The 24,055-nt window shown below is 53.6% G+C and carries 23 protein-coding genes and 2 pseudogenes; 17 read left to right on the top strand and 8 right to left on the bottom strand.

The features are described 5' to 3' along the window. Window position 1 precedes the first annotated feature (1 nt). The 9 genes from dnaB to ACI5FR_RS05955 all read left to right on the top strand — a co-directional run bounded on the left by dnaB (window position 2) and on the right by ACI5FR_RS05955 (window position 11,065). Window positions 2-1,363, top strand: coding sequence for a replicative DNA helicase (gene dnaB, locus ACI5FR_RS05915; protein WP_405451619.1), 1,362 nt, complete (start codon window positions 2-4; stop codon window positions 1,361-1,363). Window positions 1,364-1,551: 188 nt separating this feature from the next. Next, window positions 1,552-2,838 carry an adenylosuccinate synthase gene (locus tag ACI5FR_RS05920; protein ID WP_405451622.1) on the top strand — a complete coding sequence of 429 codons (1,287 nt, stop codon included), beginning with the start codon at window positions 1,552-1,554 and terminating at the stop codon, window positions 2,836-2,838. A gap of 138 nt (window positions 2,839-2,976) precedes the next feature. Next, window positions 2,977-3,597 (top strand): hypothetical protein, encoded by a 621-nt coding sequence (locus ACI5FR_RS05925; RefSeq protein WP_405451625.1) that lies wholly within the window; start codon window positions 2,977-2,979, stop codon window positions 3,595-3,597. Window positions 3,598-3,752: 155 nt separating this feature from the next. Beyond that, window positions 3,753-5,345, top strand: a complete 1,593-nt coding sequence (locus tag ACI5FR_RS05930) for a peptidoglycan DD-metalloendopeptidase family protein (RefSeq protein WP_405451627.1) — start codon at window positions 3,753-3,755, stop codon at window positions 5,343-5,345. Between the two features lie 154 nt (window positions 5,346-5,499). Further along, the gene (gene yycF / locus ACI5FR_RS05935) at window positions 5,500-6,219 is read left to right on the top strand and encodes a response regulator YycF (RefSeq protein WP_405451630.1); all 720 of its coding nucleotides are present in this window, start codon (window positions 5,500-5,502) and stop codon (window positions 6,217-6,219) included. Window positions 6,220-6,305: 86 nt separating this feature from the next. After that, the gene (walK, locus tag ACI5FR_RS05940) at window positions 6,306-8,156 is read left to right on the top strand and encodes a cell wall metabolism sensor histidine kinase WalK (protein WP_405451633.1); all 1,851 of its coding nucleotides are present in this window, start codon (window positions 6,306-6,308) and stop codon (window positions 8,154-8,156) included. Then, window positions 8,153-9,424, top strand: coding sequence for a YycH family regulatory protein (locus ACI5FR_RS05945; RefSeq protein WP_405451636.1), 1,272 nt, complete (start codon window positions 8,153-8,155; stop codon window positions 9,422-9,424). Before walK ends, ACI5FR_RS05945 begins: the two co-directional genes overlap by 4 nt. A gap of 40 nt (window positions 9,425-9,464) precedes the next feature. Further along, the gene (gene yycI / locus ACI5FR_RS05950) at window positions 9,465-10,217 is read left to right on the top strand and encodes a two-component system regulatory protein YycI (RefSeq protein ID WP_405451638.1); all 753 of its coding nucleotides are present in this window, start codon (window positions 9,465-9,467) and stop codon (window positions 10,215-10,217) included. 32 nt (window positions 10,218-10,249) lie between these two features. Next, the gene (locus ACI5FR_RS05955) at window positions 10,250-11,065 is read left to right on the top strand and encodes an MBL fold metallo-hydrolase (protein WP_405451641.1); all 816 of its coding nucleotides are present in this window, start codon (window positions 10,250-10,252) and stop codon (window positions 11,063-11,065) included. On the opposite strand, the gene ACI5FR_RS05960 is transcribed toward ACI5FR_RS05955, so the two are convergent. After that, window positions 11,031-11,240, bottom strand: a complete 210-nt coding sequence (locus ACI5FR_RS05960) for a hypothetical protein (RefSeq protein ID WP_405451643.1) — start codon at window positions 11,238-11,240, stop codon at window positions 11,031-11,033. The two genes, ACI5FR_RS05955 and ACI5FR_RS05960, sit on opposite strands and share 35 nt — an antisense overlap. Window positions 11,241-11,452: 212 nt before the next feature. Here ACI5FR_RS05960 and ACI5FR_RS05965 point away from each other — a divergent pair, with 212 nt between their 5' ends. From ACI5FR_RS05965 to rlmH, 3 genes are all read left to right on the top strand, one after another. Continuing rightward, on the top strand, window positions 11,453-12,688 hold the full coding sequence (locus ACI5FR_RS05965; RefSeq protein WP_405451646.1) for a S1C family serine protease: 1,236 nt from the start codon (window positions 11,453-11,455) through the stop codon (window positions 12,686-12,688). Between the two features lie 5 nt (window positions 12,689-12,693). Continuing rightward, on the top strand, window positions 12,694-12,891 hold the full coding sequence (locus ACI5FR_RS05970) for a CxxH/CxxC protein (RefSeq protein ID WP_405451649.1): 198 nt from the start codon (window positions 12,694-12,696) through the stop codon (window positions 12,889-12,891). 182 nt (window positions 12,892-13,073) lie between these two features. Beyond that, complete coding sequence (gene rlmH, locus ACI5FR_RS05975; RefSeq protein WP_405451652.1) at window positions 13,074-13,556, top strand: 23S rRNA (pseudouridine(1915)-N(3))-methyltransferase RlmH; 483 nt, start codon at window positions 13,074-13,076, stop codon at window positions 13,554-13,556. A gap of 35 nt (window positions 13,557-13,591) precedes the next feature. Here rlmH and ACI5FR_RS05980 read toward each other — a convergent pair whose 3' ends face one another. Beyond that, window positions 13,592-14,554: an NAD(P)-dependent alcohol dehydrogenase gene (locus tag ACI5FR_RS05980; protein WP_405451654.1), complete on the bottom strand. Its 963-nt coding sequence runs from the start codon at window positions 14,552-14,554 to the stop codon at window positions 13,592-13,594. Window positions 14,555-14,664: 110 nt separating this feature from the next. Between ACI5FR_RS05980 and ACI5FR_RS05985 the strand changes: the two genes are divergently transcribed. The 3 genes from ACI5FR_RS05985 (at window position 14,665) to ACI5FR_RS05995 (ending at window position 16,956) form a co-directional block, all read left to right on the top strand. After that, window positions 14,665-15,249, top strand: coding sequence for a Crp/Fnr family transcriptional regulator (locus ACI5FR_RS05985; protein WP_405452219.1), 585 nt, complete (start codon window positions 14,665-14,667; stop codon window positions 15,247-15,249). Between the two features lie 350 nt (window positions 15,250-15,599). Beyond that, window positions 15,600-15,896, top strand: a complete 297-nt coding sequence (locus ACI5FR_RS05990; protein WP_405451655.1) for a hypothetical protein — start codon at window positions 15,600-15,602, stop codon at window positions 15,894-15,896. A gap of 493 nt (window positions 15,897-16,389) precedes the next feature. Then, window positions 16,390-16,956: a hypothetical protein gene (locus ACI5FR_RS05995; protein WP_405451657.1), complete on the top strand. Its 567-nt coding sequence runs from the start codon at window positions 16,390-16,392 to the stop codon at window positions 16,954-16,956. Window positions 16,957-17,216: 260 nt separating this feature from the next. Here ACI5FR_RS05995 and ACI5FR_RS06000 read toward each other — a convergent pair whose 3' ends face one another. Further along, window positions 17,217-17,804 carry a TetR/AcrR family transcriptional regulator gene (locus tag ACI5FR_RS06000; protein WP_405451660.1) on the bottom strand — a complete coding sequence of 196 codons (588 nt, stop codon included), beginning with the start codon at window positions 17,802-17,804 and terminating at the stop codon, window positions 17,217-17,219. Between the two features lie 111 nt (window positions 17,805-17,915). Here ACI5FR_RS06000 and ACI5FR_RS06005 point away from each other — a divergent pair, with 111 nt between their 5' ends. Beyond that, window positions 17,916-18,458 (top strand): hypothetical protein, encoded by a 543-nt coding sequence (locus ACI5FR_RS06005; protein WP_405451663.1) that lies wholly within the window; start codon window positions 17,916-17,918, stop codon window positions 18,456-18,458. A gap of 295 nt (window positions 18,459-18,753) precedes the next feature. On the opposite strand, the pseudogene ACI5FR_RS06010 reads toward ACI5FR_RS06005, so the two are convergent. Both ACI5FR_RS06010 and ACI5FR_RS06015 read right to left on the bottom strand, forming a co-directional pair. Next, window positions 18,754-18,996, bottom strand: a pseudogene (locus ACI5FR_RS06010) (MFS transporter); the annotation flags it as partial. Between the two features lie 86 nt (window positions 18,997-19,082). Further along, window positions 19,083-19,272: pseudogene (locus tag ACI5FR_RS06015) on the bottom strand (hypothetical protein). Window positions 19,273-19,439: 167 nt separating this feature from the next. On the opposite strand from ACI5FR_RS06015, the gene ACI5FR_RS06020 reads away from it, so the two are divergent. Next, on the top strand, window positions 19,440-20,300 hold the full coding sequence (locus ACI5FR_RS06020) for a GNAT family N-acetyltransferase (RefSeq protein ID WP_405451666.1): 861 nt from the start codon (window positions 19,440-19,442) through the stop codon (window positions 20,298-20,300). 355 nt (window positions 20,301-20,655) lie between these two features. Here ACI5FR_RS06020 and pdxA read toward each other — a convergent pair whose 3' ends face one another. From pdxA to ACI5FR_RS06035, 3 genes are all read right to left on the bottom strand, one after another. Then, entirely contained in the window at window positions 20,656-21,654 is a 999-nt protein-coding gene (gene pdxA, locus ACI5FR_RS06025) for a 4-hydroxythreonine-4-phosphate dehydrogenase PdxA (protein ID WP_405451669.1), read from the bottom strand. Window position 21,655: 1 nt separating this feature from the next. Next, on the bottom strand, window positions 21,656-22,957 hold the full coding sequence (locus ACI5FR_RS06030; protein WP_405451671.1) for a four-carbon acid sugar kinase family protein: 1,302 nt from the start codon (window positions 22,955-22,957) through the stop codon (window positions 21,656-21,658). Between the two features lie 92 nt (window positions 22,958-23,049). After that, a complete protein-coding gene (locus ACI5FR_RS06035) occupies window positions 23,050-24,009 on the bottom strand; it encodes a 2-keto-3-deoxygluconate permease (RefSeq protein WP_405451674.1) in 960 nt (319 codons plus the stop codon). Window positions 24,010-24,055 lie beyond the last annotated feature (46 nt).

Genomic DNA, 24,055 nt, shown 5'->3' on the forward strand with positions numbered 1-24,055 from the left:
CATGAGTGAAGAACTATTCGCGCTGGACCGCATCCCGCCTCAGAACCTCGAGGCGGAGCAAGCGGTGCTAGGTGCGATTCTGCTGGACAGCGAAGCGATGATCACGGCGCTGGAGCGGGTCAGCGACGAGGACTTCTACCGCACGGCGCACCAGCATATCTTCGCGGCGATGCAGGAGCTCGCGGCGGCGGACGAGCCGGTCGACCTGATCACGCTTACGGCGAAGCTGCAGGACAAGCAGCAGCTGGAGGGCGTGGGCGGCGTCTCGTACTTGAGCGAGCTCGCCAACGCGGTGCCGACGGCGGCGAACGTCGACTACTACGCGCAGATCGTCGAGGAGAAGTCGATGCTGCGGCGGCTCATCCGCACGGCGACGCAGATCGTGAGCAACGGCTACGCCGGCGGCGAAGAAGTGAGCGATCTGCTGAGCGAGGCCGAGCGCAAGATTCTCGAGATCTCGAACCGCCGCGCCGGCAACGGGTTCGTGTCGATCCGCGACGTGCTGATGGAAGTGTTCGAGCGCGTCGAGTTCTTGTACAACCACAAGGGGGGGGCGACCGGGATTCCGTCGGGGTTTACCGACCTCGATCGGATGACGTCCGGCTTCCAACGGTCGGACCTCATCATCGTGGCGGCGCGGCCTTCGGTCGGGAAGACGGCGTTCGCGCTCAACATCGCGCAGAACGTCGGCGTCCGGGCGAAGGAGACCGTCGCCATCTTCAGTCTCGAGATGGGCGCGGCGCAGCTCGTCCAGCGGATGATCTGCGCCGAGGCGAACGTCGATGCGACGCGGATGCGGACCGGCTTCCTCGAAGGCGACGACTGGGAGAAGCTGACGATGGCGATCGGCGCCTTGTCCGAGGCGAACATCTACATCGACGACTCGCCGTCCGTGACGGTCGCCGATATCCGCGCGAAGTGCCGCCGGCTGAAGAAGGAGAAGGGCCTCGGCATGATCCTGATCGACTACCTCCAGCTCATTCACGGCCGGGGCAAGGGCGACAACCGGCAGCAGGAAGTCTCCGAGATCTCCCGGACGCTGAAGGGGATCGCGCGGGAGTTGGACGTGCCGGTCATCGCCTTGTCCCAGCTCAGCCGGGGCGTCGAGCAGCGGCAGGACAAGCGGCCGATGATGTCCGACTTGCGGGAATCCGGCTCGATCGAGCAGGACGCCGACATCGTGGCGTTCCTGTACCGGGACGATTACTACGACAAGGAATCGGAGAAGAAGAACATCATCGAGATCATCATCGCCAAGCAGCGGAACGGGCCGGTCGGCACCGTCGAGCTCGTCTTCATGAAGAACTTCAACAAGTTCGTCAGCCTCGACCGGCAATACGCCGGAGGAGCCGAAGCGGGGTAAGGATCAAGCCATAATTTCCGAATATATAGGCATTTATATGACAAATTCCGAACAATTGCATGGGCATCCGTGCAATTGTTCGTTTTTATTGACTTTGAAATAGGGGACTGCTACACTGGTAATGCCGCTCTCCGAAGGGTGCGGCTATCTTGGTGTGAGATCACACCACCTTAACGGGGGTATGCGGGATGTCAACGGTTGTTGTAGTCGGAACCCAATGGGGCGATGAAGGAAAAGGCAAGATCACCGATTTCTTGGCGGAGAGCGCCGAGGTCGTAGCCCGTTATCAAGGCGGCAACAATGCCGGCCACACGATTCTCATTCAAAACAAAAAGTATAAATTGCACTTAATCCCATCCGGTATTTTCTATTCCAATAAAATTTGCGTCATCGGCAACGGCATGGTGCTGAATCCGGCGGCGCTCATCGAAGAGATCCAGTACATTCACGACAACGGATACAAGACGGACAACCTCCGCATCAGCGACCGGGCGCACCTGATCATGCCGTATCACCTGCTGCTCGACGGCCTGGAGGAAGACCGCAAGGGCTCGAACAAGATCGGCACGACGCGCAAGGGCATCGGTCCATGCTACATGGACAAGGCGGCCCGCAACGGGATCCGGATCGCAGACTTGATGGATGCAGGCGAATTCGAGCGCAAGCTGCGCCATCTGGTGGCGGAGAAGAACCACGTCATCGAGCAAGTGTACGGCTCCAAGGGCTTGGACGTAGAGACGATCCTGACGGAGTACCTGGGCTACGCCGAGGTTCTGCGCCCTTACGTGACGGACACCTCGGTCGTCCTGAACAATGCGATCGACGACGGCAAGCGAGTCTTGTTCGAAGGCGCGCAAGGCGTTATGCTCGACATCGACCAAGGCACGTATCCGTTCGTTACCTCCTCGAACCCGACCGCAGGCGGCGTCTGCATCGGCTCGGGTGTGGGCCCGACGAAGATTCACCAGGTCATCGGGGTGGCGAAGGCGTACACGACGCGTGTAGGCGACGGCCCGTTCCCGACTGAACTGAACAACGAGACCGGCGATTGGATCCGCGAGAAGGGCAACGAATACGGCACAACCACCGGCCGCCCTCGCCGTGTCGGCTGGTTCGACAGCGTCGTCGTCCGCCACGCTCGCCGCGTAAGCGGGATTACCGGGCTGTCGCTGAATTCGATCGACGTCCTGTCCGGACTCGAGACAGTGAAGATTTGCACGAGCTACAAGTACCGCGGCGAAGTGATCGACCATTACCCGGCGAGCTTGAACATGCTGGCTGAGTGCGAAGCGGTCTATGAAGAGCTTCCGGGCTGGAGCGAGGACCTGTCGAACGTGAAGTCCCTCGACGAATTGCCGAGCAATGCCCGGCATTACCTGGAGCGCATCTCGCAGCTGAGTGGCATTCCGATCGCGATCTTCTCGGTCGGGCGCAACCGCGAGCAGACGAATCTCGTTCGTCCGATTTACGCCTAACCGAATTCCACGCCCCGCGCTCTCATGAGTGCGGGGATTTTTGTCGTTTCCGCCTTTTAAACGTCCCGCAATCGGTCAATACTGGATGGATAGACGGAAGAACGCTTCACGGAAGCGCACAGAAGGCGGGAATTCGACATGAAGCTTTTAGGCTGGATCAGCAAGCTGCTGCTCGGGGCGATCTTGGTCAGCACCATCTCGGTATTGACGACCGCGTATATCGTTAACACGTACATTACGCAGCTCCTAAAGCCCTTTAACCTGCAAATTTCGCAAAAACCTTTAGAACTTTCGGACATTTTGGTCAATCTGTGGGGAAAGTCGAATATATTGGGTCAGGGAGGAACTTCGCCGGATGCGACATCCCTTGATCCGAACCCCGATCCTACCAGCAATCCGGCCAGCACAACCCCGGTTGGAAAGGAGGACGCTGTCGCCGCCTGGGCGCAAACGAGCAATCGCGCCGGCACCGACGCCTCCCGTACTTCGGAGACTTCCACCGAGCGGGCGTTGGACCGAGCCGTCGTGATGTCCGAAGACCAGCTTCAGAGCAAGAAGGATCAACTGACCAGTGAGGATAAGCGCATTATCTTCGCCGCATTGTCGAAGCTTCCGGAAGCCGACATGCAGACGATCTCGACCCTGGTCGAGGATGGCATCACTTCGAGCGAGCTAGCGCAGGTGGAGAAGATCGTGGAACAGCAGCTCAAACCGGAAGAATATAACCAGTTGCTACAGATTTTGCGTAAATATGAATAAATGAGATACGATTCGAACCAAATCGCGATCCTCTCCTATTACTTTAGACCCGTCGGTTGAAAATAGTAGACTGGCTGTGGTAAAGTAGAAACGTGGCAAATCGGCATTTTCTGTCGAATTTTGCCAGTTTCACAAATAAGTAAGAGGAGACAATCATGAACTCATTCAAGGCAACCGAGTGGGTCAAGGACAAGTGGCAGAGCGCGAAGCGCGCGCTAAGCTCACTGCCGAAGGCTCGCGGCACAAGCTTGATTGAACCAATCACGGATCGAAAGCCTCTTCATCACGCATCCTCCATTCTTCGAGCGTATAGGCTTCGCCTTTTGAAAGGGGTAGGAGCACTCGGGCTCCTGGCATCCGTCTCGATTGGCGGCAATCAATATGTTAAAGAACATACGTACGAAGTGTACCACGTGTACGTAGGCAATCAGCAAGTCGGTTCCGTGAGCGATCCATCGGTAATCCGCAACTTCATCTCGAGCAAGACACAGGAGTTGGAAGCCCAGAATCCCAACGTACATATGGTCTTGGCTAATGCGGATGAGGTCACTTTCAAAGCTGAAAAGGCTTTCAATCTCCAAAGCGACGATGCAGCGGCGATCCAGGGTGTGAACAGCCTGCTGGTCGCGAAGGCGGTCGGGGTCGAGCTCGTCGTGAACGGCAAGTCCATGGGGATGGTGAAGGATAACGACACCGCCAATCAGATTCTCGAGCAGGTGAAGGCGAAGTTCGTGCCCGTCACGGCAACCGCCAAAGCCGCGGGAGCCGTAAGCGTCCTGTCGGCGAGCAGCGCCGCTCCTGCAGCGGACACCGCCACTAGTGCGGAACCGCAGATCGGGCAGCCGATCATTCAATCGGTGGGCTTCGTGGAGCCGGTGGCGCTGAACGAGAAGGACATCCAGCCGGACCAGCTGGCGAACCCGCAGGACATTGTGAAGAAGCTCGAGACCGGGGACGTCGCCCCGACGAAGTATACGGTCCAGGCCGGCGATTGTGTCGGCTGTATCGCGAAGAAGCTGGGCATTCCCCGCCAGCTCATCTATGAGAAGAATCCTTGGATTGTAGACGATAAGATCAAGGTAGGCCAAGTGCTCGATCTGACGGTGCTGAAGCCTGCGCTGACGGTAAGAACGGTGGAGAAGGTCGTCGAGAATCAGGAGATTCAATACGACACGATCTACGAGAAGGATGAGAACATGCGGGCCGGCCAGGTCCAGATCATCTCGCCAGGTAAGAACGGTTTGAAGAAAGCGACGTTCCAGCTGACGAAGGAGAACGGCTTCCTGGCGGAGGAACAGCTGCTCGAAGAGCAAGTGCTAGAACAACCGGTGTCCGCGGTCGCGAAGAAGGGGACCAAGGTCGTCCTGGGTGAAGGCACAGGCAAGTTCGCCCGACCGGTTCTGAGCGGCAGCATCTCGAGCAGCTTCGGGATGCGCTGGGGCAAGATGCACAAGGGCATCGACATTACCGGCAATAAGAACATCATGGCGTCGGACAACGGCATTGTCCTCTATGTCGGGGACAAGGGCGACGGGTACGGCAACCAGATCATCATTGATCATCAGAATGGATACCGTACGGTCTATGGCCACCTGAGCCAGATCTTGACCTCGAAGGGCAAGGTTGTGGAGAAGGGCGAGAAGATCGGCATTATGGGCAGCACGGGCGATTCCACGGGCACCCACCTCCACTTCGAGGTGCAGCGCAGTGGAGTGCCGGAGAACCCGCTTAAGTTTATTTCGATGTAAGAGCACTCTTATTGCTTATTCGTTGGGTTTCCAGAGGTTGGGTAGCGACCGCGGTGTCGCTATTCAGCCTCTTTTTAGTAGTCTGCGAGCGGGCAACGGGGGGCCGGGTGTGGTAGAATGATGTTATACCAAGAAAAGCAGGGCGGTGGCGCGCGTGCACGGAAAAATATTAGTCGTCGATGATGAACAACCGATTGCGGAAATTCTGAAATTCAACTTGGAGAAGGAAGGCTACCAGGTCGTGTGCGCGTTCGATGGCGGAACGGCGGTCGAGCTCGCGTTCTCCGAAGAGCCGGACTTGATCCTGCTCGACATTATGCTGCCCGTGAAGGGCGGAATGGACGTCTGCCGGGAAGTGCGGGCGAAGCGCGACATCCCGATCATCATGCTCACGGCGAAGGACTCGGAGCTGGACAAGGTGCTGGGCCTCGAATTGGGCGCGGACGATTATGTGACGAAGCCGTTCGGGACGCGGGAGCTGCTCGCTCGGGTGAAGGCGCATCTGCGGCGCCAGAACAAGGCGCTGCCGTCGCAGCAGGAAGCGGCGGAGCCAACCGGATTGCGGATTCACCGGCTCATGATCGACAGCGATATGTACATTGTGTATAAGGACCGGCAGCCGCTCGATTTGACGCATCGCGAGTTCGAGCTGGTCTATTACATGGGCAAGCATTGCGGGCGCGTGATGACCCGGGAGCATCTGCTGCAGGCGGTGTGGGGCTTCGAATATCTAGGCGATGTGCGTACCGTAGATGTGACGATTCGCCGGCTAAGAGAGAAGATCGAGGACGACCCGAGCAAGCCGGAATACATCATGACCCGGCGCGGGCTGGGCTATATGATGCGTAATCCGCGCAACGGGGGGCCTTTGTAAAGGCGTTGACGCGGTTAACCTCGTCGGGCAAGTAGGGCAACAGCGCAAGCGGGACAACAGCTAGCAGGAGAGCAAGGGGGCCGATTATGAAAGGGTTGAAGCTGTTCCAGACGATTCAAGTGCGCTTCATTATCATCTATGTGCTGCTCATCCTGATCGCGATGCAGCTCATCGGAGTGTATTTCGTGCGCACGATGGAGCGTTCTTTCATCGACAACTTCTCCTCCACCTTGAAGTCTCAGGCGACGCTGCTGGCGGGCTTTGTCGACATCGACAAATATTTGTCCGAGGGCCAGGATTCGAGCTCGACCGAGGAAGGCAAGAAGTCGCTCGCCGATCTGAACGGCATCGTGAACAGCTTGTTCGACATCAGCGGAGCCGAGATTCAGATTATCGACGCGAACGGCATAGTGTTAAGCACGTCGCTGCAGAGCAATGCCGCCCGGGTCGGACAGAAGAACATCCAGGCTGAGGTGCTGTCGGCGCTACAGGGGATCAAAGACAATGAGTCGGAGTTGATCGACGAAAGCGGGGAACGCAAAAAAATTGTCGCCCAACCGGTAGGCAACGGTTCGAAGGTGAATGGTGTCGTATATATAGTGGCTTCGATGGAGCCGTTGTATCGGACGATGAACGGGATCAACAAGATTTTCCTCACCGGAACGATCTTCGCCCTAGTCCTGACGGCGGCGCTCGGCATCATTCTCTCGAATGCGATCACGAATCCGATCAAGGAGATTACGAGACAGGCGACCGCCATGGCCGAAGGCAACTATAACCAGGTGGTGCGGGTGAAGGGCTCCGACGAGATCGGCCAATTGGGCCATGCGTTCAATTACATGACCGATCGGCTGAAGGACGCGCTCGCGCTGAACGAAGAGGAGAAGGAGAAGCTGAGCTCCATTCTGTCCAATATGAACGATGGGGTAATCGCCACGGACGATCGGGGGAAGGTTCTCGTGATCAACCGGCGGGCGAGACAGATGCTGCGTATGGACAAGGCGGAGATCCGCAATCAAGAAATTTGGGAAATGCTCGGCCTGCGGCGGGAGACGATGCCGGTGCCGGCGGACGGCCAGCAGCAGATGGCGCTCGTCCACATCGGCGATCCGGAGGAAGACGACACGGTTACCCTCCGGGTGACCTTCACGCCGATCCTGCGACGGGATAAGAGCACCGAGGTCGGCACGATCGCGGTGCTGCAGGATGTGACGGAGCAGGAGAAGCTGGAGCAGGCGAGACGCGAGTTCGTGGCGAATGTATCGCACGAGCTGCGCACGCCGCTCACGACGATCAAGAGCTACCTGGAGGCACTCGACGATGGGGCCGTGGACGACCGGGCGCTCGCCCATCGCTTCGTCGGCGTCATGCGCAATGAGACGGAGCGGATGATCCGGCTCGTGAACGATCTGCTGCACCTGTCCCGGCTCGATTCGCGCAAGGCGCTTATGGCCAAGGTGCGGACACAGGTGCCGGATATGCTCGAGGAGGTGGCCGACCGGTTCGCCTTCCAGCTGCAGCAGAAGAACATCCAGATCTCGATCAGCGCCGATGCAGAGCTCGCCGATGTGAAGCTGGACCGCGACCAGATCGATCAGGTGCTCGACAATCTTGTGTCGAATGCGATCAAATATACCCCGGAGGGCGGCTATATTCAGCTGTTCGGCCACAAGCTCGATGACCACTGGATGGAGTTCCGGGTACAGGACAACGGAATCGGCATTCCGAAGAAAGATTTGGACCGGATTTTCGACAGATTTTATCGCGTCGACAAGGCGCGTTCCCGCAGTATGGGCGGGACCGGTCTCGGGCTGTCGATTGCCCGGGAAATAGTCAAAGCCCACGGCGGTATGATCTCGCTCGAGTCCGAATACAACCATGGCACGCGTGTCACGTTTACTTTGCCGCTGCAGCGCTGGGAGGGGGATGCGGTGTGATCGAGAGGCTGAAGACCATCGTGCTCAGTCTGCTCGTCGCGTCCAGCTTGTTCCAGAGCTACTTGCTCGTATTCAGCGAACCGCGTCATGACCCGGTGAAGCAGAATGAATACGTCGAGGCGGACAAAATCGGGACGCAAGTGTCGGTCGACGAGCTGTTGTTCCCGGAGCAGATCATTCTGCATTCCGGCAAAGATACACATACCCTGCTGTACCCAAACACGCAGTTCTACAACTTGATCTTCGAGTCGCTCAAGAAGCGGACGTTCGACAGCTTCCGGCGCAGCTCGACGCTCACGGGCAATGTCGATTGGGAAGAGGTGCGGGGCAAGCAGCCGGGGGTGGAGCTCCGTTTTCGCGGGGGGATTCCGTTCAGCATTCTGAAATCGTTATTCGAACTGAAGGGCGACCTGCCGCTCGATAACGAGATGGTGAATCGGATCTGGATCTATACGAAGGATGTCAAGGAAGACGTGAAAACGTTCTTCATTACGGATTACAACTTGTATGAGGCCAGAGCGGACTTGAATATCAAGGACGTGGAGGGCTATGTCGGCTTTGGCGAGCTGCAGACGACGTACCACTCGAAGGACGGCGACATTTATTTGCCGGATAAGCCGATCGAGATCACCAAATATCGCATTCCGTTCGAAGCGATGACGGTGGAACAACTGACCAAGACGCTGTTCGTGGACCCGAGCAACACGCGGAACTTCAGCATTCGGGACGGCTCGCAGATCTATACCGACGGCAAGCGCGGCCTGCAGGTGAGGACGGACCAGTGGATGAGCTATTCCGACCCGATCCCGTCTGTGGACAGCCGCAACGATGTGAGGGAGAATTTGAATTCCGCCGTCACGTTCGTCAATCAGCATGGGGGCTGGAGCGGGCAATTCGCCGTGAAGAGCATTCCCCAGACGCCGGTCATCGGGAAGCAGACGTTCACGTTCCGCCAATATTACGATTCGTATCCGATCATGAGCGATCGCCCCGACGGGTTCGGGCTGATCAAGCTCGTGCTCCAAAAAGGAACGGTCGCCAATTACGACCGGTCGATGCTGACGCTGGAGAGCCGACGGCTCGAACGGACGCTCAAGACGCTGGAGGGCGGCAAATACCTCGACGATTGGCTGGCCAATTCGCCCCGGCGCACGCTGGTGGCTGCGATCTATCCCGCGTATCAGCCGGTCGTGCAGGAGAAATATATCGATCTGAATCCGGTCTGGATCGCGGAGTACCGGGACGGCACGTATGAAGTGATCAAATAAGCTTGTTCAGAAACATTTGGAAGGAAAGGGGGACAGCTGCATGGATTGGAGCCGGGCCAAGACGATCTTGATCCTCTCTTTCCTGCTGCTCAACATCACGCTCGGCTACGAATTGTGGTCGAATCAGTGGATGATTGGGGACAAGAAGGCGTCCGCCGACCAGGCCGAAGAGCTGAACAAGCTGATGCAGAGCCGGGGCATTCGACTCAGTGTGGACATTCCGAAGGACGTACCCAAGATGAAAGAAATTGTGGTAAAATGGGTCGAAGGCAACAATTTTGGAAGAAAAGTAACGCTCTCGGAGCCGCTCAAATATAACCGTTTTATCAGCAAGGGCACCCTGCGGGATATGAACAGCAACACGATCCCCCATGCGGAAGCGTACCGCTATGACCCGATCTCCGGGCTGGACGGGCTGTACGTCATGAACCAGATGCATGGGGACTATCCGATGTTCGACGTCAATCTCGAGCTGTATATGACGAACGGCGAGATCAGCGCCTATAAGCAATCGTTCGTCGAGGTCGAGTCGGCGCCGGGCGATGAGAAGGAAGAGAAGAAGGTCATCCCGGCCTATACGGTGCTGCGGACGTTGTCGGATAAATTCCTGCAGAACGGGGCGGTCATCCAGGATATCCGGCTCGGCTATCACGGGCAATTGTACGATTCGGAGAAACGGCTGCTCGTGCCTACGTGGCGCGTAGCGGTGGAGGGCGGCGACGTGTACTACGTCAACGGGTTCCGGGGGGATGTCGAGAATCCGCAGCCGATTAACCTCGGGCCGGCGAAGTAAGGAAGTCTAGTGGGACGAAGGAGATAGGCACGATGTCATTACGATTCACAGTACTGGCCAGCGGGTCGACCGGCAATTCGCTGCTCGTAGCGAACGAGGAGACGAAGGTGCTGGTCGACGCGGGCCTCAGCATGAAAAAAATCGAGCAGCTCATGCAGGAGCGGGATGTGCAGGGGAAAGAGCTGGACGCGATCCTGATCACGCATGAGCATTCCGATCATATCAAGGGCGTCGGCGCGCTGGCGCGCAAATACGATCTGCCGGTGTACGCCAACGAGAAGACGTGGGACGCGCTCAACAAGCATCTGGGCGAGCTGGCCGACGAGAAGCGGGTCGTGCTGGAGCCCGGCGAGATGCTGGAGTTCGGTGGCGGCTCGCTCCAGGTGGAGTCTTACCGCATCTCGCACGATGCCGCCGATCCGGTCGGCTATTGCTTCTATGAGGGCGAGCAGAAGCTCAGCCTGGCCACCGATCTCGGCTATGTCAGCAGCAAGGTGAAGGAGAAGCTCGCCGATTCCGATGCGCTCATCCTGGAGTCCAATCACGATCTCGAGATGCTCCGCATCGGGCATTACCCGTGGAACATCAAGCGGCGGATCATGGGCGATACCGGCCACCTGTCCAACGATGCGGCGGGGGAAGCCCTCTGCGAGATCGTCGCGGAGCGGACGCAGTCGGTCTATCTGGCGCACCTCAGCCGGGACCACAATCTCATGGATTTGGCCAAACTCACCGTGAATAATATTTTAGAAGAAGGCGGGTTGCCGGCCGAGAGCCGGAGGGTGAAGCTGATGGATACATACTTCGACCGCTCTACGCCATGGGATAAGCTGAATCGGGAGTCATAAGCGAATCGAGCTCCACCATCTTGGACTCGATTTCTTGCCGCTTCAGCACCTCTTTCTCAATCAAGAGCTCCATCAGGGCACTGATCAACAGACTGTTGCGGTAGTGCTCCTCCTTCAAGTCCGCCAGCTTGGCGATCATGTTCACTTCCTGCATGTGCGAATGGATTCGGTTCATTGGGAATCTCTCCTTTTTTTGGCTTCTCTCGAAGTTCTTCCTGGAATCTAGTAAAATGTATGATAGGTCTGGTAGATTTAGAATCGATTTGGGTAAATATAGGGTATAGGACCAGTTTTGACATTAAGACGGCCCGCCATTCATGCGGGATTCGGATGGACATAGCAAGTTTGGGCGAGGGCTAGAGAGGGTCCTCGGGAGGAGTGAGCGTCATGAGCCTGTTCGACGATGACTTTTATACGACGAAGGTGAACAAATCCGTCTCCTGGCGGAGCGACTGGACGAAATCAGGCTGGAGGTCCGGCTGGAGGGGCAAGCAAAAGCTGGGGGTCGTCGCGGCTTCGGCGGGGGCCGGCATCCTGCTGGCGGTATGCGTCATCTGGGCCGCATCCGCTCTGACCGGTTCCGGGAAGCCGGCTGGGGAGGCCGCTCCCGTCGCGGCGCCTGCGATGTCTGCGGAGGACTATGTGCAGTGGCGCAGCGACAAGGTCGTGAAGGCTGTGAACACGGTCAAACCGACGGTCGTGAGTATTATTAGCACGGGCAAAGAAGCGGCCGATAAGAGCGCATCTCAGCAGATGATCGGGATCGGGTCGGGTGTGATTTTCCAGAAGAGCGGGAATCACGCCTATGTGGTCACGAACAACCACGTGGTACAAAATGCGACACAGATCGAGGTCGTGCTGGCGAGCGGGGAGCATAAGAAGGCGACGGTGAAGGGCAAGGATCAGATCACCGACCTGGCGGTGCTGGAGATGGACGCGGACGGGATCAAGGTGTATGCGGATTTCGGCGATTCGGAGAAGCTGCAGTCGGGCGAGACTGCGATCGCGATCGGTAATCCGCTTGGCCTCGGCTTCTCGCAGACGACGACGGTGGGCGTGATCAGCTCGCCGCATCGGCGGATCCCGATCTCCTTCGCGAACGATGGCAACTACGACTGGGAGATGGACGTGATCCAGACGGACGCAGCCATCAATCAAGGTAATAGCGGCGGCGCGCTGGTCAACCTGGACGGGCAAGTTGTGGGCATCAACAGCATGAAGGTGTCGGAGACAGGCGTCGAGGGGCTGGGCTTCGCGATCCCGATCAATCAGGCGAAGGATACGATCGAGAGCTTGATCAAGTATGGCAAGGTGAAGCGGCCGTACCTGGGCGTGACGACCGATTCCCTGCGTTCCTATAAGGGCGTGGAAGGACTAAAATTGCCGGATACGGTGAAAAATGGACTTATCGTCATGGACGCGATGGGCCCGGCGAAGGACGCGGGGCTCGCGGTGAACGACGTGATCACCGAGCTGGACGGCAAGGCGGTGTCTACGAATCTCTCGCTGCGGCAGTACTTGTACAACGAGAAGAAGATCGGGGATAAGCTGACGATCACGTATTACCGCGGCAGTAAGAAAGCGACCGTCACCCTGACGTTAATCGAGCGAAAAGAGGAATAATCGACATGCTTGTCGTTTGTAAGGAGCATCTGGAGCTGGCCCTCGACATTTTCGTCGATGAGCATGAGGCGGCTCCGGATGTGTATGATTTGAGCCGGGTTTCGATCCCGGGCATGGAGCTGTCGACGCATTGTGCGCGTTGCTCGAGTCCGCCGCAATATGTGCTGGTGAAGCTAGGTACGCCCGTGCAGGATCGGGTGTAGCCGGGGAAGGCGGAGTGTGACTCCGGTCAGGCTGGGAAATACTAAGTAATACTTCGTGTTACGGCCGAGGCCTTTAGCTGACGCCGCGAGTAGTGACGGATTGACTCTCCAATGACCGCTGGAACGGGTTCTGGCGGTCTTTCGTTATATTCAGGGGTTACTTCACAAGGAGTGTGGGACTTTTGTTGATTCAAATCGTTGCGGTCGGGAAGTTGAAGGAGAAGTACTTGATGGACGGGATCGCGGAATATGTGAAGCGGATGACGCCGTATGCGAAGCTGCAGATCGTGGAGGTCGCCGAGGAGAAGGCGCCCGAGCGCCTCAGCGCCGCTGAGGAGGCGCTGGTGAAGCAGCGCGAGGGCGAGCGCCTCCTCGCCGCGATCAAGAGCGACGACACGCACGTGATCGCCCTCGCGATCGAGGGCGAGCCCTGGTCGTCGGAGGAGCTGGCGCGCCACATCGCGGGCCTCGGCACCTACGGCACGAGCCAGCTCGCCTTCGTCATCGGCGGCTCGCTCGGCCTGTCCGAGGCCGTGCTCCAGCGCGCCGCACGGCGGCTCAGCTTTGGCCGCATCACCTTGCCGCATCAGCTGATGCGGCTCGTCCTGGCCGAGCAGGTGTACCGCGCGTATAAAATTATGCGCGGGGAACCGTACCATAAGTAACGGCAAGTTTTTGAGCAGAAGGGTCACGGCTGACTTTAAAACTTAATAATCACGTTACCTTTTTTACGTTCGGTCTCTACATATTTGTGGGCATCCGGCAGGAGCTCCAGAGGATATCGACGATCGATCACGGCGTTCAGCGTTCCATTCCTTGCGAGTTCCATGAGAAACGCCAAATTCGCCTTGTTTTGCATAAGACCGGCTGCAGCAAATACGGCCCGTTTGCCTCTAAACAGAGAAGTCCACATCATCTGTAACATATTAGACAGCTTGGGTACGGTGGTCAGATAAATTCCTTTGGCCGCAAGTACTCGCTTGCACGCCGTGAAGGAGCGTTTGCCTACAGCATCGAAAACGACATCATAGGCTCTGTCCGCCTTCGTGAAATCCTCCCGGGTATAATCAATAAAAAAATCTGCCCCTGCTTTTCTCACCAGGTCTTCGTTGCCGGGAGAGCAAACGCCTGTTACTTCAGCGCCATAGTATTTGGCCAATTGCACGGCGTAGATGCCGACAGCCCCCGAGGCGCCATTAATCAGCACTTTCTGTCCCATCCGCAGCTTTGCCTTATCTCTTAGAAACGTCAATGCGGTGGCACCCCCGTCACAGACGCCGACGGCTTCTTCATAGGTGATGTTATCCGGTATTACCGCAAGTGGGCTCTCTTCGGAAAGACACTTATATTCGGCATAAGCGCCAAAGTTCTTGATGCTCATCCCCAACACGCGATCTCCCGCTTTATAATGCTTTACTTCTTCGCCGACCGCTTCGACCTCTCCGGCTAATTCGGTTCCTCCAATTGCAAATTTCGGTTTGGACAGTCCGTACATCAATTTAACCATTAGTTGATCGCCCTTGCGAAAAGCGCAGTCCGATGGCCCCACTTTGGAAGCCTGGATACGAATGAGAATTTCCTTGTTTCCAGGAGATGGTTTCGCGACTTCTTGCGGGACAATCACTTCCGGTGAACCATACGAGATTTGGACCATGGCTCTCATGAGTTTCTCCCCCTATTTTTTTCCATTACAACGGTCCTTTACAACCGGCTCCCTAACGTTAGAAAATGAATAGGAGTAGAGCGGAAGAGAAGGAGATGAAGGAAAGCGATATGAAAGACATTTTATACAAGTATATGTCCAGATGGACTTCCCTTAACGAGGAAGATCAGCAAGCCATTGTGGACGAGATCCGTATAGAGGAATATAAAAAGGGGACCGTTCTTTTTAAACAAGGAGATGCCCCTACAAAATGTTATTTCATCCTGAAAGGTTGCGTAAGGCAGTATTCGATCGATGAAGATGGAAGAGAGGTCACATCCAATTTCTACACCGAAGAGCAAGCTATCGCCATTTTCAATCATCACAAACCAGACAAGTCGTCCGATTACACCTTCACGTGCATTGAAGATTCGGAAATGGTCGTTGGCGACCTGGATACTGAAAAAGACATGTACAACAAACACCCTCAATTGGAGTCGATGACCCGCAGGATGATCGAGGAGAACTTTAGTGAGGTCCAAGAGGAATTCGCTGCTTTTATCGCTTCTTCGCCTGAAGAACGCTTCAGGACTCTGTTAATGAAACGCCCATCTCTCATCGACCGGGTACCCCAACATCAATTGGCCAGTTATCTCGGCATTACTCCGGAGTCACTAAGCAGAATTAAGAAGAGAATCCAACAAGACCTTAGTTGATCCCATAACCCTTTCCTTGGAATACCATTAAAAACCCCCCTAAGTTAAAGTAATGATTACATTGTAACTAGGGGGATGCTTACGTGCATTGACTTAAGTCAAGAGACAAGCCAGGAAATTGGGAACCTGAGTATGCTGTGAGAAAAACGAAACTTGCTGATACAAATAGTGCGGAGAACTCTATCATAAGTGAGGCGAAAAAATTTTGTTGGGGAAAACCCCGTGAAGCCTGAAGGACACATGGAATAGCGTGATTAAGTGCCACTAAAACATTTTGTTTTAGTGGCTCTTAGTTCTTTGGGACTATCATAATGACCACAATCTTCCAATCTCATGATATTATATAGATAGTGAGCGGCACTTTGGAATTCATAAATATCGCTGAATTTGGCTTGTTTGCGAAGTTCGTGAATCAGGCGTTAGGTGAAATCATTGCAAGGGATGAGATAACAATGACAAGTTTTATTTGGGGTCGTTCACCTAATGAAGCATATGAAAACCCATATGAATATGAAGCTCAAAATCAATTTCAAAGGGAAGCTGAAGTTCTGGCTAAAGAATTATTTACTTTTTTGATGAAACGCAATGGGACCTATCCACGGGATGCCCGATCAGTTATATCAAGATCTTTCAAAATTAAATCATAGAACTTATAGGTCATTGGCGTATTCTTATTTATTAAGGAAACGAGAATTTGTAGTCTATGAAGGTGAATACAATTCAGAATTGTTAACGTTACCTCAACCAGTAGCTATGTGTTATGCATTATTAGCTAATGTTATTACAAGATATTCTGACAGAATTCTTGAATGCAAGTTAGTTTAATTTGAAGATTTAGTTAATATATGGAATAAGGCATTGGAGAAAGATAAAGTTCCTCGTCGGTTTACGACTAAAGATGATTATAGAAGAATGTTTGAGCTTGCCAAAGAAGGCAATGACTTCACCTAACACCATTTTCACGCTGCGGACCCTGGCGGGTCCTTGGTCTGCCCGAGGTAACTCAAGGAAGCAGAATCAGGCAGACAACCCTGCAAGGCTAAGTCCGCAAGCGGACCCGTCCAGTCAAGCTGGCCTTAAGCCTTTCGGGTTCGTGAATTCAAAAACGTTATACGCAATTCTCGAAAGGCGGATTTAAGCATGAAGTTTACCGAGGATGAATTAAAATCAATAGTAGAACAGAAGTTTGTTAGTGGTACTTATCCTTATGACACATATCCTATGAAAGAAAATGAGATAGGTAGTTATATAAAGAAACTAGTAGGAAACCTAAGTTCAATTAGTAATTTGAGAGTAGAAGCGGATTTTAATAGTTACGGAAGCGGATATGCCTCTTTTGTAAATATATTCTGTTACAAAAAGGATGGATCATCAACATTAATTAATAGAGGTCATCAAACCATTTATGGATTATTACTTTATGTTTGCAGGCATGCGCCAGTGGCAGCATATGGACGAAGCGAAGTGACGCGACATTCTCGAGGTGGGAGTTTTGAGTTTTTATCGACAAAATCAATTGGTAAATTACCAGAAGGAAATTGGAATGAAGTAGAAAATCGGATAAAACAAGTGTTGAATAATTATGGCTACAAACTTTTAAAAAAGGAATATCTTGAACAGCCTATTGAATTTGAGATATCTATCCCAACAATAATTAATGAAGAAGGTTATCGAGTTTTTGATTGCTTCTTTTTCTGGGAAGATTGATCTTTGTGGAGTAGTTCAGGATGTCGAGAACTGCGTATAACACCGTATTCACGCTGCGGTCGGCTACGCCGACCTTGGTCTGCCAAAGCTCAATCTGAGATGTGGATCAGGCAGACAACCCTGCACTGGCAAACCGCGTCGCGGCCGGCCTGCGGCCTTAAGCCAGTGAGGGTTCGTGAATACAACAACGTTATGTGAAAGAAAAGTAAATCGTGAACCACCATCAATGCCGATGGACAAACGCGATCTTAAGGCGTTTTTTACTCCGCGATACAGATCGAATCCAAATACCCCGTTAATATGGCAGCGATCCGCTCCTTCGTCAATCGGCTCGGCTCGAGGTACGCGTGCATTGCGATGCCATCGACGAGGGAGTACAGCGTCTCAGCCGCTAGCTCTTGATCCGTCCCTTCGCGGAGCAAGCGGACTATGGACAAATAAGCGACAAGATTCCGCATCCCCTCGCGTATCTCCTGCTGTACCCCGAGCGTATCCGCCTTGGGGCCGAGCGAAAACACATAGGCGAGCCAGACGTCCATCTCCGCCCGCGTATCCTCGTTCAAGGGCACGATTTCGAAAAGGACGCCCAGCACCTTTCTCTTCGGAGGTAGGTCGCTGCGGTCGATCGCCGCGATACGCATGAGCGCCCGTTCGCGCACGAGCTGCATGGCATAGGCAATCAGCCCGTCCTGCGTCGAGAAGTAGTGCCGCAGCGCGCCGAGCGACATGCCCGCCTCTTTCGCGATGCCGCGCACCGTCGCGCCTTTCATCCCATCTCGCAAAATCACCCGCCAAGTAGCGGCCGCGATATGCTCTTTTTTCTGTTCACGATTCACGATTTTCGGCATGAGTTCATTGTATCATATCGTGATGTTAATAATACAGTTGTGCTGTAAAATGATGCATGATATGATGAATTCGTTAAATAATACAATTGTATCGGAAAGGGATTGTGGACTTTGAACTTCATCGTATGGTCGATCGTCGCTTGCGAGATCGCTTTTTGGGTCGTTATCGGCCTCGGGTTCATCGCTCGGTATTTGCTGCGGCAGAAGACGTTGGGACTCGTGCTGCTGTCACTGACGCCGGTGATCGATTTATACTTGTTGATCGTCGCGGGCATCGACATGTACTATGGTGCGACGGCGACACTGGCGCATGCGGTGGCCGCGGTTTATATCGGAGTGTCGATCGCGTTCGGGAAAAGCATGATCCTCTGGGCGGACGAGCGATTCCGGTATTACGTGGCGAAGCAAGGCGAGAAGCCTGAGAAGCGGTACGGGATGGAATATGCCGCACACTATATGAAAGGCGTGCTAAGGCATGTCGTTGCTTTCGCGATCGGGGCGGGACTTTTGTATTTAACTCACTGGATCGTCGGGGACGCCTCCCGCACGGAAGTCTTGATTCAAACAGCGTCGAAATGGATGCTCGTCCTCGGCATCGACTTTCTGATCGGCGTCTCCAACTTCGTCTGGCCTAAAAAGGCGAAATCGACCTAAACCGCTGCCGCCTCCTTAGCGAGACGGTTTCTCTTATGCGCTTCGGCTGATTCCGTTGTTGAAAATGTTAAGACAAAAAACACCTTAAGTAATTTCGCCTTAGAGAGGATTTGCTGAACCTTTACCACAAGTAACGGCAAGTTTTTTCGGAAAATCCCGCAGTGACATAGAAGAAGGCTTTGCTGGGTATGGTTGGGAGTGGGCTACACTCGGCGGAAAAGTCGGCGCAAACTGCTGCTCGGGCCAATTTTGGTCAGAAAATGATGCGGTACCTGGCGGGGGACTTTTGCTTGCGCTGGCGAGTCGTGAACCATTGCTGCAGCAATGCGGTCACCGGCACCAGTACGCCAATCACGAGCATATAACCTGTCGATAACCATTGTATCGTCGAAGCAGCAACGTTAAATTGCCTCATCAATCCAGGAAACGTATTGGTAAGTAAATTTTCATTAAGAAACGCGACAAAAATACCGATGAGTAGAGCAGTTAACATTGTCCCTCTTTTTATTCCTCTTACCGCTTGAACCCGTTTGTCCATCTTCTACCACCCAATTATTCATTACGTCCGTCCGACACCGAATCGCCAGCCTGTCGTGCAGATTATCCTACACCATCACATTCTAACTAGGAATAAAAATGATCGCGGTCTTCGTTATCGAATTTGCCAAGCGCCCGTACCATCTATTTCCTCGCCATACCTATTGTAGAGCGCGATCATATTGCCATCCCGATCCAATTCCATGTAACTTTAACATTGGGCCTCAGGCGCTTCACCGTAAAGGAGCATGAATCTGATTTTGTCCACTCTGTTCATACAGCTTCTCCTTCTGTCTTTAGTCATCGCCTTGAATTCATTTGTTATGCTATGATAGGCTTACAGCAAATGGAATATGACAATCGGTCCTATAGAGGTGTCACATGAAGACTATCCGTAACCCGTGGTTGAAGCTCAGAGAGGGAATCTACCAAGAGGATTATGACTTGATTAACAGACTCCAAGAAAGGTGCATCCGTGAAGATCAGACGACTCTGAAGCTCGAATTGGACTACAAGCTTGGTGTATATTCACGCACAGACTGCGCGGGGATCCGCCAAATCAATGAATTCATGTACTTCGATGGACATGAGTTGATCGGCTATATGGGGATTTGCGAATTCGGGGGCGCAGGTACACCGCTCGAAGTGAACGGCATGGTGCATCCTGAATACAGGCGCCAAGGCATTTTTGGGACATTAAGCAGGCTGGTTATGGCAGAGTGGAGGCGCAGATCTCCCAAGAGTATGCTTCTCTTAAGCGATCGGAAGTCGGAGGCCGGGCAAGCGTTCATCCAAGGAACCGGAGCCATGTACCACCATTCGGAGCATGAGATGTATCTTCGGGTGGATCGACCGGAGATACACAATGACTTAGAGGGCTTTACACTTCGGAAGGCGACGAATGCCGATGCGTGGGAGATTCACCGGCAGAATGCGATATACTTTGGCGACGAACTGGGGGAAGAGGAGACAAACGACACAAGGGAAGGGATGATCCTGCCTGAGGAGGAAGAAAAGAGGGGCATGACCATCTATCTTGCAGAAGCTGATCATCAGGTCATCGGGAAAGTCCATATCCAGCTGTCCCCCGGCATCGGGAGCATCTATGGTCTAGGGGTTCTGCCCGAGTATCGCGGCAAGGGATATGGAAGAGCGACTCTCTTGAAGGCGATTGATAAGCTGAAGGAAGCGAACGCAGGGGACATTATGCTGCAAGTGGCCGTGGAGAACGCCAATGCACTCCGGCTCTATCAATCCTCCGGTTTCGTGGAGACCTCGACGATGGATTATTATGAGCTTTGTTGATGAACGTGGACCCACTCCGGTCATTGTTTCACCGACCGACCATCAGCCAGTCAGAACATCCCTCGGCGCAGGTAACTCTCAAGGCCATCTTCATGAGATGGCCCTCCGGTCATGGTTGAGTTCACGAAGACGCGACTGCCGAGGGGCAAGGAGATTGTGCCTCTCGAAAGAAGCGGGAAGAAGCTGTTCCTCTCAGTGGTGTGCAACTTGCAGCGTGAATAGCAGAGGATCCGCAAAAATGTAAAAGAGAGAAGTCCAGCCCACAGATCTTGAAACCGGTTTTCCTGGAAATCGATAATCAGTAAAAAGTGAAGGCGACCATTTATGGCCGCCTTTCACTTTCGAATGAATTCAACTACTCCACACGTCTAGGCGCCAATTCAATCGCTTGGCGAAGGGCTTCCTTCAGGCTCTGCTCGTCCGCGATGCCTTTGCCGGCGATATCGAAGGCGGTACCATGGTCCACACTGGTCCGAATAATAGGCAGACCGACCGTAATGTTAACCCCGGCCTCTAGGCCAAGTACTTTAATAGGCCCATGGCCTTGATCATGGTACATCGCCACAACGATATCAAAATCCCCACGCGTGGCACGGAAGAACAGGGTATCCGCCGGAAGGGGCCCTACAACTTGGATGCCTTCAGCTTGAGCCTTTTGGACACCAGGGATGATTTTCTCCTCTTCTTCGCCGTAACCAAAGAGGCCATTTTCCCCAGCATGCGGATTAATCCCGCAGACGGCAATTTTAGGCGAGGTATAGCCGGCCTTTTGTAGCGTTTCATGGGCCATGCGAATGACTTTATACACCCGTTCCGGATGAATCATCTTGACTGCATCAATAAGGCCAACGTGAGTCGTGACGTGAATCACCTTCAGCTTGGGGGCGGACAGCATCATCGCATAATCTTGTGTACCCGTTAAGTCGGCCAAAATTTCGGTATGACCCGGGTAAATGTGTCCGCCTTTGTGTAAAGCTTCTTTGTTTAAGGGGGCGGTGCAAATCGCATCGATCTCGCCGGCATTGGCCAATTCAATGGCTTTTTTCAGAAAGCTAAATGACGCATGTCCCGCCTCGGCCGAGACTTGTCCAATGGGCAGATCGGCGGGAAGTAAATTCAAATCAAGACAGTCCACGGTCCCATATTGAAATTGAGCCTCCGCGACCGATTGAATGCTACGGACGCGCAGTCCGGTATGGACAAAGCCGTCCGCTCTCTCCAAGATTTTAGCATCTCCAATGACAAACGGTCGGCAAGACTCATAAACCTGTGCATCCTTTAAAGATTTCATAATAATTTCAGGGCCAACACCTGCAGCGTCTCCCATCGTAATCCCTATGATCGGTCTGTTCATTCTATTGCTCTCCCTTCAGCGTATGTTTGGCGTGTAACAAACTGTTTGCATTCCCGAATGCGCCGGCCTTCGTGACGACCCATAAAGGCGATTTCGCTACCAGTTTACCCAAGGGAATCCCAGGTTCAATCTCTTTAATCAACTGAATGCCCGATACGCCAAGATGTTTGCAAACGGCTTTAGCCGTATCTCCGCCGGTTAGAATCACGCCTTGAAGCTCGACCTCCTGCAGAATACCGGAAGCAATCTCGCCCAGTACATTCGCAATTCGGTTGGACACTTCCGTAGAGTCCCATCCTCGTTCGGCGCCTGCCGCTTTAGACAATTTAACTTGCTCCGGGGAGGAGCTTGCATAGAGGGAGACATCCGATCCTGTGGATAGAGCGGTCAGAAGTACAGTCCGACAACGCTGTACCTCCTGCAAGCTCCCCTCATCGGAAGCGATCATCTGAACCGTATTTAATTCTACTGCGGTGACCTGCGGATCCGTATTGAACGTAGAAACCTGACTGCGGGTGACTTCCGAAATGCTTCCGGCTACTAAAAGAACAGGCTTATTAGAGCTAGGCAGCTCTGCAGGTTCACTCCTGCCAACCGGAAAAGAGAGCGCCTTGGGAAGGTAGTCTGCCAGTCCCGCTGAGCCCGCCCAAAGGATCCTGTATTCGCTCGCGGCCAACATTTCCGCGATTTGTTGCATATCGGCTTCCGTAACGGCATCAAACACAATAAGCTCAGTATGGTCCTGATGCAATAATTTTATTTGATCGAAAACTTGCTGATAGCCTGCATGTAGGGTTTCTAATGGGATAAGTCCAACTTTGCGTTTCGATTGAGAGGTGAACAGTTTCACTAAATCCGATTCCTTAACCGGACTCTTGGGATCTCGGGCAATTTCGGTTTGATCAATGGGTACTCCATTCAGAGCATGGATGCCATTGAATGTAGTTCGGCCTATTTTCGGATAGGCGGGGGCTACAACGGCAAAATCGAACGGAAGGGCATCCATGACGGCATCTAATTCGGCACCCAAATTTCCTCGCAGCGTGGAATCCATTTTCTTGTAAACATGCTTAAATCCGGAACGTTTAACCTGAGAAGCCGCTGCCGTCACTCTGTCAAAAGCAACCTCCCGGGGAACGGAACGGCTATCCGTATCCAGCACTACTACGTCATAATCCCAAGTAGCTGTAGATAGATGCTCTAAATCAAAGACAACTTGAGATTGAAGGCCTTTTCTGGCAAATTGCACACCAGAATCGGAAGCTCCGGTCAAATCATCTGCAATAATGGCAATGTGTCTCATGATGCGAACCTCCTTGCAAATCGAGCTTTTGAAAAGGATGACGTACAAAGGTCCCGGAGGTCAATCCCGGGACCTTTGTACGTTGAAACCAATTATACGATTTGACTTTTGACACCGATTCTCTTGGCATACCAAGCCGTTACGATCGGAACCAGTATAGCCGTGACGATCACACAGGAAGCCACTAAGGCCGTGGCCGAGGGGACCAGCGGGGCATAGGCTGCATTGGCAGCCGCTATTGCGGCAGGTACGCCAGCTGCATTACCGGCCGTTGAGGCGGCTGACAATCCGGCAATCCCGTTGCCGCCGATTAACCGGTCTGTGAACAGCAAAGTTAACCCTGTGACTACAACGACAGCAATGCCCAGCAATACGCCTAAGAACCCTGCTTTCCAAACCGTCTGAAGATTAAGGCCCGCGCCGAGAGCGAAAGCAAAGAAGGGAACCAGAACAGGAACCGCTTTTCCAAGAAATTCGCGCATATCTTTATCCAGGTTTCCTAAGATCATCCCCACAATAAGGGGCAAAATCGCACCTACAAACGTTTGCCAAGGGAAGGCAGCCAGTCCTGCGACGCCTAAAGTCACCATAGAAAAGAAAGGTCCGGATTCAAGACTCATGACCGAGTAGGCGCCGACATCTTCTTTTTTGCCGAACTGGCCCATTAAAGCCATGTACAATCCGCCATTCGTATCATTCATAGCGGCTACGATAGCCAGCACGGAAAGTCCTGCAAAAAAGCCTCCGCTGACCATGCCATCTCCAAGAAACTGGGCAGCGATGAACCCGACGGCCATGGCTGTCAGGATTTTAGTAACGAGCAAGGTACCGCCTTTCTTCAGAATATAGGGAGTTGCCTTGAAATTAATGGTGGCTCCCATACAAACGTAAAAGACGGCCAAAATCGGCAATGATCCCGTCATAAGAGCCCCTGTAAAGGAGCCGAAGGTTTTCCCCATGGTGGGGAACAGCGTGGTTATGATGGCGCCTAAGAGCAATGGCACGATCATCATACCTCCGGGGATTCGTTCAATGGTTGCCTTTATTCTCATGGTGTAATCCCTCCTAATTTATTTGCGATACAATAACACTGCTATA

Origin of the sequence: Paenibacillus sp. HJGM_3, from assembly GCF_045062745.1 — a bacterium.
GTDB lineage: Bacteria > Bacillota > Bacilli > Paenibacillales > NBRC-103111 > Paenibacillus_AA.

Excerpts from the sequence above, each read along its gene's own strand:
- dnaB (WP_405451619.1), top strand. The coding sequence starts at position 2 with ATGAGTGAAGAACTATTCGCGCTGGACCGCATCCCGCCTCAGAACCTC.
- ACI5FR_RS05920 (WP_405451622.1), top strand. The coding sequence starts at position 1,552 with ATGTCAACGGTTGTTGTAGTCGGAACCCAATGGGGCGATGAAGGAAAA.
- ACI5FR_RS05925 (WP_405451625.1), top strand. The coding sequence starts at position 2,977 with ATGAAGCTTTTAGGCTGGATCAGCAAGCTGCTGCTCGGGGCGATCTTG.
- ACI5FR_RS05930 (WP_405451627.1), top strand. The coding sequence starts at position 3,753 with ATGAACTCATTCAAGGCAACCGAGTGGGTCAAGGACAAGTGGCAGAGC.
- walK (WP_405451633.1), top strand. The coding sequence starts at position 6,306 with ATGAAAGGGTTGAAGCTGTTCCAGACGATTCAAGTGCGCTTCATTATC.
- yycI (WP_405451638.1), top strand. The coding sequence starts at position 9,465 with ATGGATTGGAGCCGGGCCAAGACGATCTTGATCCTCTCTTTCCTGCTG.
- ACI5FR_RS05955 (WP_405451641.1), top strand. The coding sequence starts at position 10,250 with ATGTCATTACGATTCACAGTACTGGCCAGCGGGTCGACCGGCAATTCG.
- ACI5FR_RS05960 (WP_405451643.1), bottom strand. The coding sequence starts at position 11,240 with ATGAACCGAATCCATTCGCACATGCAGGAAGTGAACATGATCGCCAAG.
- ACI5FR_RS05965 (WP_405451646.1), top strand. The coding sequence starts at position 11,453 with ATGAGCCTGTTCGACGATGACTTTTATACGACGAAGGTGAACAAATCC.
- ACI5FR_RS05970 (WP_405451649.1), top strand. The coding sequence starts at position 12,694 with ATGCTTGTCGTTTGTAAGGAGCATCTGGAGCTGGCCCTCGACATTTTC.
- ACI5FR_RS05980 (WP_405451654.1), bottom strand. The coding sequence starts at position 14,554 with ATGAGAGCCATGGTCCAAATCTCGTATGGTTCACCGGAAGTGATTGTC.
- ACI5FR_RS05985 (WP_405452219.1), top strand. The coding sequence starts at position 14,665 with ATGAAAGACATTTTATACAAGTATATGTCCAGATGGACTTCCCTTAAC.
- ACI5FR_RS05995 (WP_405451657.1), top strand. The coding sequence starts at position 16,390 with ATGAAGTTTACCGAGGATGAATTAAAATCAATAGTAGAACAGAAGTTT.
- ACI5FR_RS06000 (WP_405451660.1), bottom strand. The coding sequence starts at position 17,804 with ATGCCGAAAATCGTGAATCGTGAACAGAAAAAAGAGCATATCGCGGCC.
- pdxA (WP_405451669.1), bottom strand. The coding sequence starts at position 21,654 with ATGAACAGACCGATCATAGGGATTACGATGGGAGACGCTGCAGGTGTT.
- ACI5FR_RS06030 (WP_405451671.1), bottom strand. The coding sequence starts at position 22,957 with ATGAGACACATTGCCATTATTGCAGATGATTTGACCGGAGCTTCCGAT.
- ACI5FR_RS06035 (WP_405451674.1), bottom strand. The coding sequence starts at position 24,009 with ATGAGAATAAAGGCAACCATTGAACGAATCCCCGGAGGTATGATGATC.